This is a genomic window from Streptomyces sp. NPDC086989, assembly GCF_044745505.1.
GTDB lineage: Bacteria > Actinomycetota > Actinomycetes > Streptomycetales > Streptomycetaceae > Streptomyces.
This window is the reverse complement of sequence record NZ_JBIVAL010000020.1, coordinates 86,201-93,752: the sequence shown is the minus strand read 5'-3', so window position 1 is coordinate 93,752 and position 7,552 is coordinate 86,201. Positions and strand designations below refer to the sequence as shown.

The 7,552-nt window shown below is 74.5% G+C and carries 6 protein-coding genes and 1 pseudogene; 3 read left to right on the top strand and 4 right to left on the bottom strand.

Annotation, left to right across the window (positions count from 1 at the left end):
• Positions 1–257: 257 nt before the first annotated feature.
• The 3 genes and pseudogenes from recA to ACIPK4_RS34700 all read left to right on the top strand — a co-directional run bounded on the left by recA (position 258) and on the right by ACIPK4_RS34700 (position 4,619).
• Positions 258–1,370 carry a recombinase RecA gene (recA, locus tag ACIPK4_RS34710; RefSeq protein WP_054225880.1) on the top strand — a complete coding sequence of 371 codons (1,113 nt, stop codon included), beginning with the start codon at positions 258–260 and terminating at the stop codon, positions 1,368–1,370.
• Positions 1,268–1,972 (top strand): annotated as a pseudogene (recX, locus tag ACIPK4_RS34705) (recombination regulator RecX); the annotation flags it as partial. The gene recA and the pseudogene recX, both read left to right, overlap by 103 nt.
• Before the next feature lie 97 nt (positions 1,973–2,069).
• The gene (locus tag ACIPK4_RS34700; RefSeq protein WP_402320442.1) at positions 2,070–4,619 is read left to right on the top strand and encodes an FtsX-like permease family protein; all 2,550 of its coding nucleotides are present in this window, start codon (positions 2,070–2,072) and stop codon (positions 4,617–4,619) included.
• Between the two features lie 62 nt (positions 4,620–4,681).
• On the opposite strand, the gene ACIPK4_RS34695 is transcribed toward ACIPK4_RS34700, so the two are convergent.
• The 4 genes from ACIPK4_RS34695 to ACIPK4_RS34680 form a co-directional block, all read right to left on the bottom strand.
• On the bottom strand, positions 4,682–5,107 hold the full coding sequence (locus ACIPK4_RS34695; protein WP_402320496.1) for a rhodanese-like domain-containing protein: 426 nt from the start codon (positions 5,105–5,107) through the stop codon (positions 4,682–4,684).
• Entirely contained in the window at positions 5,098–5,673 is a 576-nt protein-coding gene (locus ACIPK4_RS34690) for a cysteine dioxygenase (RefSeq protein ID WP_402320440.1), read from the bottom strand. The genes ACIPK4_RS34695 and ACIPK4_RS34690 overlap by 10 nt, the downstream gene beginning before the upstream one ends.
• A 63-nt stretch (positions 5,674–5,736) precedes the next feature.
• Complete coding sequence (locus ACIPK4_RS34685) at positions 5,737–5,784, bottom strand: hypothetical protein (RefSeq protein WP_311314449.1); 48 nt, start codon at positions 5,782–5,784, stop codon at positions 5,737–5,739.
• A gap of 72 nt (positions 5,785–5,856) precedes the next feature.
• Positions 5,857–7,437, bottom strand: coding sequence for an FAD-dependent monooxygenase (locus ACIPK4_RS34680; RefSeq protein ID WP_402320437.1), 1,581 nt, complete (start codon positions 7,435–7,437; stop codon positions 5,857–5,859).
• Between the last annotated feature and the right edge of the window lie 115 nt (positions 7,438–7,552).

Genomic DNA, 7,552 nt, shown 5'->3' with positions numbered 1-7,552 from the left:
GCGCGCCCCGCCCGCGCCGGCGCCGCCCCCCCGGCCGCGGCCCCCCGCCCCCCCCCCCCCCCCCCCCCCCCCCCCCCCCCCCCCCCCCCCCCCCCCCCCCCCCCCCCCCCCCCCCCCCCGGTGCGCTTGACAGGGAAATCGAACATCCATTCTGATGAGTTATCCACAGCCGAGACGGGCGCGGGAGCGCATTGTCAGTGGCAGGCGTTAGCGTCAATGGCGTGAAGCGATCGACTCAAGCAAACCGGGTGGAACCCATGGCAGGCACCGACCGCGAGAAGGCTCTCGACGCCGCTCTCGCACAGATTGAACGGCAATTCGGCAAGGGTGCGGTCATGCGCCTCGGCGACAAGCCGAACGACCCCATCGAGGTCATCCCCACCGGGTCGACCGCGCTGGACATCGCCCTCGGCGTCGGCGGGCTGCCCCGCGGCCGTGTGATCGAGGTGTACGGCCCGGAGTCCTCCGGTAAGACGACCCTGACCCTGCACGCCGTGGCCAACGCGCAGAAGGCCGGCGGCACCGTCGCCTTCGTGGACGCCGAGCACGCGCTCGACCCGGAGTACGCGAAGGCCCTCGGCGTCGACACCGACAACCTCATCCTGTCGCAGCCGGACACCGGCGAGCAGGCGCTGGAGATCGTGGACATGCTGGTCCGCTCCGGCGCCCTCGACCTCATCGTCATCGACTCCGTGGCCGCGCTCGTGCCGCGCGCGGAGATCGAGGGCGAGATGGGCGACTCGCACGTGGGTCTCCAGGCCCGGCTGATGAGCCAGGCGCTCCGGAAGATCACCGGTGCGCTCAACCAGTCCAAGACCACCGCGATCTTCATCAACCAGCTCCGCGAGAAGATCGGTGTGATGTTCGGCTCGCCGGAGACCACCACCGGTGGCCGCGCGCTGAAGTTCTACGCCTCCGTGCGCATCGACATCCGCCGCATCGAGACCCTCAAGGACGGCACGGAGGCGGTCGGCAACCGCACCCGCTGCAAGGTGGTCAAGAACAAGGTCGCGCCGCCCTTCAAGCAGGCCGAGTTCGACATCCTCTACGGCCAGGGCATCAGCCGCGAGGGCGGCCTGATCGACATGGGCGTGGAGCACGGCTTCATCCGCAAGGCCGGCGCCTGGTACACGTACGAGGGCGACCAGCTCGGCCAGGGCAAGGAGAACGCCCGCAACTTCCTGAAGGACAACCCCGACCTCGCCAACGAGATCGAGCGGAAGATCAAGGAGAAGCTGGGCGTGGGCGTGCGCAAGGACGCCGCCACCGACGAGGCGGCCACCGCTGCTGCGCCGGCCGACGCCGCGGCCGTGCCCGCCCCCGCGTCGAAGGCCAAGACGACGGCCAAGGCCGCCGTCGCCAAGAGCTGACCGTGCGGGAGCAGGAAAGGGGCGGCGGAACCGGCGGCCGGGAGAACCGTCGCGAAGGCGGCCGGGAAGCCCGCCCGGAACTGCCGCCCCAGAGTCCCGAGGAGCAGGCGCGGGCGATCTGCCTGCGCCTGCTCACCGGGATGCCGCGCACCCGGTGGCAGCTCGCGGACGCCCTCGACAAGCGGGGCATCCCCGAGGAGGTGTCGCAGGAGGTCCTCTCCCGGTTCGAGGAGGTCGGCCTGATCGACGACGCCGCCTTCGCCGGGGCCTGGGTCGAGTCCCGGCACCGCGGCCGGGGCCTCGCCCGCCGGGCACTCGCGCAGGAGCTGCGCACCAAGGGGGTGCACGCCACCCTCGTCCAGGAGGCCCTGGAACAGCTGGACTCCGACCAGGAGGAGCAGACCGCCCGGGAGCTCGTGGAGCGCAAGCTCCGTGCCACCCGGGGCCTGGAGCGGGACAAGCGGATCCGGCGCCTCGCCGGGATGCTCGCCCGCAAGGGATACCCGGAGGGCATGGCCCTGCGGGTGGTCCGGCGCGCGCTGGAACAAGAGGCCGACGACGGCACGGACGCGGGCGACGACCCGGGGTACCCCCGGTTCTGAACCAGGCCGCGGGGCCCGGGGGGTGGGGCTAGCCCCCGGGCCGGGACGCCAGGGCGCTTCACTGCCAACAGGCTCTTCCGGCGCCAGAGTTGACCGCATGATGCTGCGTTACGCCCTCCAGACCGTCCGGGACCGCAAAGCCGGCTTCCTCGGCGCCTTCGTCGCGCTCCTGTGCGCTGCCGCCCTGATCACCGCCTGCGGCACGCTCCTGGAGACGGGACTCCGTGGAAAGATCGCCACCGAGCGCTACGCGGCCACGCTCGTCGTCGTCTCCGCGGACCAGAACGTGCACCAGACCACGGTCAAGGTGAAGAAGGGCGATCCGCAGAAGGCGAAGACGAAGCACAAGGCCAAGCCCGTCGCCGAGCGGGCCTGGCTCCCCGCCGCCACCGTGGAAGCGGTCCGCTCCGTGCCGGGCGTCGAGCGGGCCGTGCCCGAGCTCAGCTTCCAGGCCGTTCCGCTCGTCAAGGCGCCCGGCGCCGCGAAGCCCTCGTACGGGCACGCCTGGACCTCCGCCGTGCTCACCCCCTTCACCCTCGCCGAGGGCCACGCCCCCCAGAGCGGCGGCGACGTCGTCATCGACCGCGACCTGGCCGCCCGCGCAGGGCTGAAGATCGGCGCAGCCCTCCCCGTGCAGGCCACCGGCGAGCCCAGGACGTACACCGTGAGCGGCATCGCGCAGACCGCCCGCGGTGACCTCGCCCGGCAGCACACCCTGTTCTTCACCGACGCCGAGGCGCAGCGGCAGGCCGCCCGCGACGGACAGGTCACCGCCGTCGGGATCCTCCCGGCGCCCGGGACCCACCCCGGTGAGCTGGCCGGGCGGATCGGCCGGGCGCTCGAGGGCACCGGCGCACAGGTCACCACGGGCGACGACCGCGGGCCCGTGGAGTTCCTCGACGCGGCCGGTGCGCGCATCAAGCTGGTCTCCATGGGCGGGGCCATGGGCGGCACGTCGCTGCTCGTCGCGATCCTCGTCGTTGTCGGCACCTTCGCCCTCTCCGTCCAGCAGCGCCACCGCGAGCTCGCCCTGCTGCGGGCCATCGCCGCCACCCCGAAGCAGCTGCGCCGCATGATCGGCCGCGAGGCCCTGCTCGTGGGCCTGGCCGCCGGTGTCGCCGGGGCGCTCGCCGGACTCCCGCTCGCCGCCTGGCTGCACGGCCGGTTCGTCGAGAGCGGGGTCGTGCCCGCAAACCTGGAGCGCTCCGCCGGGATCTTCCCGATGATCGCCGCCGTCGGCGCGAGCCTGCTCGGAGCCTGGGCCGCGGCCCGGATCACCGGGTGCCGGATCGCCCGCATCCGCCCGGCCGAGGCGCTCGCCGAAGCCGCCGTCGAACGGGGCCGGCCCGCATGGATCCGGATCGTGATCGGGGCGCTGCTGCTGGCCGGCGGAGTCGTGCTGGTCGCCGTCCTGAGCGCGCTGCGCACCGAGCCGGCGTCGACCCCGGTGACCTTCCTCGCGGTCGTGGTCCTGGCCGGGGCGGTCTCGCTGCTCGGCCCGCTGCTGGTCCGCGGCGCCACCGCACTGCTCGCCGGCCCGCTGCGGCTGGCCGGCCCGGGCGGGCACCTGGCCGCCGCGAACCTGCGCGGCAACGCCACCCGCATGGCCTCCGCGGTCACCCCGCTCGCCCTGCTGATCGGCATGACCTGCACCGTCCTGTTCATCACCCCGACCCTGGGCAACGCCGGCCGGGCGCAGGCCCGAGAGGGGGTCCGGGCGGGGTGGGTGCTGGCCGCGCAGGGGCCGGGCGTCACCGGCGGTGCCGCGGAGAGCGTCCGCCGGACCCCCGGGGTCACGGCGGCCACCGAGATCGTGCGCACCTCCGTACGGGTGGGGCTGACGAAGTACGGCGCGCAGGGCGTCACCCCGGCCGGGCTGACCCGCACCTGGGACCCCGGTGTGACGAGCGGGAGCCTGGAGGGGTTCGGCGAGAAGAACGTGGCGGTGAGCGAGGTGGCCGCCGATCAGCTGGGGCTGAAGCCGGGGAGTCCGCTGGACCTGTCGCTGGGCGACGGGACCCCCGTCACGCTGACCGTCTCGGCCGTATACGCGCGGGGGCTGGGTTTCGGTGACCTGACGCTGCCCCACGACCTGGTCGCGGCGCACGTGGACAATCCGCTGGCGAGCAGCGTGCTCGTGGCGGCCGCGCCGGGGACCGGTCGCGAACAGCTGGCCGCGGCGGTGCGCGCGTTCCCGGGGGTCGGGGTGCTGTCGGCGCGGGACGCGGACGCGGCGCGGGCGGAGCAGCAGCAGGCCGGCGCCGAGGTCAACCTGCTGGCGATGGGGCTGGTGCTGGCCTTCACCGCCATCGCGGTGGTCAACACCCTGGCGATGTCCACGTCGGAGCGGCTGCGGGAGTTCGCGATGCTGCGGCTGGCCGGGGCCAAGCGGCGCCAGGTGCTGCGGATGCTGCGGACGGAGGCGCTGGCGGTGCTGCTGATCGGCGCGGTTCTGGGGTCGGGGATCGCGCTGGCCGTCCTGACCTCGTTCAGCGTGGGCATGACGGGAGCGGCCGCGCCGGCGGTGCTGCCGGTGGTGTACGTGGGGGTGCTGGGAGTGGCGGGACTGCTGGCCCTCGCGGCCACCGCCCTGCCGGGGCGGGTCGCGCTGCGGGTGCCTCCGGTGGAGGTCGCCACCTCGCGGTAGCGGCCCGCGCCCCGGTGGCCCGGGTCCCCACCGCTCCGGCGGAGGGGACGCGGACCCGGTGTTCAGACGCCGGGCGGGCTGGAAGGCGCGGGGGCAGGGGTGACCGGGAGGCCGGCGGCTTTCCAGGCCTGGAAGCCGCCGGTCAGGTCCGTGGCCCGGTGCAGGCCCAGCGCGTGGAGGGAGGCCGCCGCGAGTGAGGAGGCGTACCCCTCGTTGCAGATCACCACGACCCGCAGGTCGTGCGAGGTGGCCTCGGGGGCGCGGTGCGAGCCCTGGGGGTCCAGGCGCCACTCCAGTTCGTTGCGTTCGACCACCAGCGCACCCGGGATCAGGCCGTCGCGGTCGCGCAGCGCCTGGTACCGGACGTCCACCAGGAGGGCGTCGCCCGCCCGGAACGCCGCGTACGCCTGCGCCGCGTCGATGCGGGTGTACGCCGAACGGATCCGTTCCAGCAGGGCGTCGATGCCGACGGGGGCGCTCACTGCCAGTCCTCCGGACGCTCGACCTGCTCCAGCGTGAGCACCCGGCCGGTGCGGCTGTAGCGGCGGATCAGGGGCAGCGGCGGGTAGTACGCGTGCACCGAGACGGCGTGCTCCGCCGCCGATTCGTTGAGCACCTCGTGGACGTGGTGCTCGCCGAAGGCCCGGCCCGTGCCCGGGCCCAGACTGCGGCTGCGGTCCAGGTCGGGGGCGAGTTCCAGGCTCCGCCAGCCCTCGGAGGGGAGCCGCACCGCCAGCGAGTGCTCCCTGAGCCGGCCGCGGGCTGTGACGAACGCGCCCTGCGACTCGGCGTGGTCGTGCCAGCCGGTGCCGGTGCCCGGCGGCCAGCCGATCACCCAGGCCTCGCTGCCGCCCGGCCCGGCGAGACGGATCCAGGTGCGGCCCTCGGGGTCGAGGGGGAGGGAGTCGATGACCGCCGGGTCGGCGGCGGTGCGCAGGGCGAAGTCGAGGAGTTCCGCGGCCGTCACCGCGGCGGAGCGTGCGGGGGCGTGCACGGGGGCGTGCGGAAGTGCGGGGGGCGCAGTGGATGCACTGGGTGCAAGGGGCGCAGACATGAGGGCGTGACCGTCCTGAAGGTTCGCGAAAGTGCGCGCGGAGCGCGCGGGGGGAAGGGCGAATCAGCAGGAAGGGCGACACACGCAGCCCGCGTAGCGGAGCAGGTCCATATGGACCCTCCGCCACAGGCGTACGTCGTTGCCGGTCATGTCCGCGAGTGAAGCACGAGGACCTCGGACCGGTCAATCGATCACGGCTGGATGTGTGGCGGAAGACTCGTCGAGCGGCGCGGGCGCCCCGCCCCGGACCGTGTCAGCCGCCTCGTACAGCTCCGCGGGGCGCACGCCGGCGAAGGTCGCCGCCAGGTGCCCGTCCGGCCGGACCAGGAGCACGGTGTGCGCGGGCGCCCCCGGGTAGCCGTCCGCGACCAGCAGTTCGGTGCGGACGGGGAGGGCGCTCACCGCCGCCGCCAGCCGCGGCATCAGACCGGCGCCCAGCCAGTGCCGCCGGTCCCAGACCCCGGTGCCCGGGGCGACCAGCACCACCAGCAGGCGGCCGCGCCCCAGCAGGTCGCGCAGCGGCACCGTCGACCCGTCGGGCGCGGTCACGGGTACGTTGGCGACCTGACCGCCCGGCTCCGTGTCGGTGGGCACCTCGCGCACGGCCACGGGCGGGGCGTACGTCGGCGTCGCGCCCAGCGGCCCCCGCCCCAAGTGGCCGTCGGTCAGCAGCAGTTCCCCGGAGCGGGTGGCGCCAGGCAGGTACGTCCGCAGCCCGCCGCCCCCGCGCAGTACGGGCATCGCCTGGTCGGCGGCGCGCAGCCGGGCCGCGACCGCCGTGCGGCGCTCGCCCTCGTAGCTGTCGAGCAGGGCCTCCGAAGCCCCCTGGTGCCAGGCCAGGGACAGCTTCCAGGCGAGGTTCTCGGCGTCCCGCAGCCCCTCGTCGACGCCCTGCGTGCCGAGCGCGCCCAGCAGGTGGGCGGCGTCCCCGGCGAGGAAGGCCCGGCGGTCACGCCAGCGCCGGGCGAGCCGGTGGTGCAGCGTGTGGACCCCGGTGTCGAGCAGTTCGTACGGGGGAGTGGTGCCCCCGCACCACGCGGCCAGGGTGTCCCGGATCAGGGTGACGAGCACGTCGGGCGTGACCAGTTCCCCGCGGCCCGGGAGCAGCCAGTCCAGCCGCCACACCCCGTCGGGCAGCGGCCGGGCGGTGGTCTCCTGCGGCGGGTCGCGGTGCAGCAGGGCCTCGCCGGGCCAGGGCAGTTCGGTGCGCAGGGCGGCCACGGCGTGCCGTTCGACGGCCGTGCGGCCCGGGAAGCGGATGCCGAGCAGCCTGCGCACGGTGGAGCGGGCTCCGTCGCAGCCGACCAGATAACTCCCCCGCCACCAGGTGGTCTCGGCGCCCCGGGTGTGCGCGGTGACCCCGCAGTCGTCCTGCTCCAGGGAGTCCAGCTTGCTGTCGGTGACCATCTGGACCAGCGGATGTGCGGCCGCGGTGTCGCGCAGCCCGCGCGTGAGGGCGTGCTGCGGCAGGTGCAGGGGCGCCTGGCGGTCCTCGAAGGTGATGCGCCGGGCGTCGTCGGCACGGCTGCGGCGCCGCATGGTGCGCCAGGCGGCGAACAGCGCCCCCTCGTCGCGCAGCGTCGTACAGCCCAGCCGGTGGACCATGGCCGAGGTGTCCTCGTGCAGGACGACCGTACGGGCAGGTCGGGGCAGGTCCTTGCCCGGTCCCTCGTCGAGCACGACGCAGGGCACACCCGAGCCTGCCAGGGCCAGGGCCAGCGACAGTCCGACGGGCCCCGCGCCGACGACGATCACCGGGTCCATGATGCGGCTCCCGATGTCCGGTATGTGATCACAGAACGTATGCAACCCACTGGAGGTGCCTGCGTCAAGTGACACCCGGCCCCGCCAACGCCGTGTGGTGCGGCGGATGAGTTCC